The following is a 1716-nucleotide window of genomic DNA, read 5'->3' on the forward strand; positions in this document are numbered from 1 at the left end:
CGGTGTTCGCGGATGCGCTGGATGAGGTGTGCGCGCATCTGGATCCGCTGCTGGATCGTCCGCTGCGGGAGGTGATGTTCGGCACCGAGGCGGACGTTCTGGAGCAGACGGGGTATGCGCAGCCGGCGCTGTTCGCGATCGAGGTCGCCTTGTTCCGGCTGGCGGAGTCCTTCGGGCTGCGCCCTGAGGTTGTGGGCGGTCACTCGATCGGTGAGTTGGTGGCGGCGTATGTGGCCGGGGTGTGGTCGCTGGAGGATGCCGCTCGTCTGGTGGCGGCGCGTGGCCGGTTGATGCAGGCCCTGCCGGAAGGCGGCGCCATGCTCGCCGTCCAGGCTGCGGAGGAGGATGTCCTGCCGCTGCTGGAGGGCCACGCCGAGCGGGTGGGTATCGCCGCCGTCAACGGTCCGTCCCAGCTGGTGCTGTCCGGGGATCGATCTGTCCTGGAGGACCTGGCGCAGGTCTTCAGCGAGCAGGGCCGCAAGACGCGGTGGCTGCGGGTGTCGCACGCGTTCCATTCCCCGCTGATGGAGCCCATGCTCGACGAGTTCCGCCGAGTCGCCCAGAACCTCGAGTACCAGGCCCCGTCCCTGCCGGTGGTCTCGAACCTGACGGGTCGCATGGCCTCGGCGGGCGAGCTGCGGGACCCGGAGTACTGGGTCCGTCACGTCCGTGAGGCGGTCCGCTTCCACGACGGCCTGACCACACTCGCCGACTTCGGGGCTGCGACCATCGTGGAGTTGGGCCCGGACGCGGTCCTGACCGCGATGGCGCATGACACGCTCACCGCCCCGGAGGCCCAGGCCGGTCTGATCCCGGCCCTGCGCAACGACCGCCCGGAGCTGGACACGTTCCTGACCGCACTCGCCCAGGCGTACGTGCGCGGCACAGCGATCGACTGGACCCCGCTGTTCGCGCCGACCGAGTCCCGCCACCGCGTCGACCTGCCCACCTACCCCTTCCAACACCAGAGTTACTGGCTCAACCCTCAGAAGCAGACTCAAGCCGGTGCCGGAGGGGGACTGGTCGACGAGAGTTTCTGGCAGGCCGTGGAGGCCGAGGACCTGGAGGGGCTGACGAGCGCGCTCGGGGTCGACGAGGAGGCTGCGTTCCGCTCGGTGGTGCCGGCTCTGAGCGCGTGGCGGCAACGGCGGCACGAGCAGTCCCTGTTGGACGCGTGGCGGTATCGGCCCTCCTGGAAGCCGCTCGCACGCCAGGCCCCCGTCCGGCACACGGGAACCTGGCTCGTCGTAGCGCCCGCCGACGCGTGCGACCTGCCCTGGACCGATGCGTCCGTACGGGCTCTGAGGCACAGCGGAGCACAGGCCAAGGTGCTGCTGGTCGACACGGAGCGAGCCGATCGCGAAGAGCTGCGGAACCTGCTCACCGCCACCGCGACGGACGAACCCCTCTCCGGCGTGCTGTCCCTGCTCGCGGCCACCTCTCCCGCGCTGCCGTTCGCGCCCGTCCCTGCCGGCACCACGCTGACCCTCGCGCTGGTGCAGGCGCTGGGTGACGCGGGGATCGGTGCGCCGTTGTGGGTGGCGACACGGGGTGCGGTGTCCGTAGGCCGGTCCGACGGGTCGGTCGATGTGGCCGGTGCGTCGGTGTGGGGCCTGGGGCGTGTGGTGGCCCTGGAGTACCCGCAGCTGTGGGGTGGTCTGGTCGATCTGCCGGCGGAGGTGGATGAGAAGGCGCTGGCCGGCCTGGTGCGGGTTC

The 1716-nt window shown here is 70.9% G+C and carries 1 protein-coding gene; it reads left to right on the forward strand.

Annotation, left to right across the window (positions count from 1 at the left end; all coding sequences use genetic code 11):
* Positions 1-1716, forward strand: a 1716-nt coding sequence (locus ACYVMZ_RS39265) for an acyltransferase domain-containing protein (protein ID WP_461088096.1), incomplete at both ends; no start/stop codon positions are given.

It is taken from the genome of Streptomyces deserti, assembly GCF_054782695.1.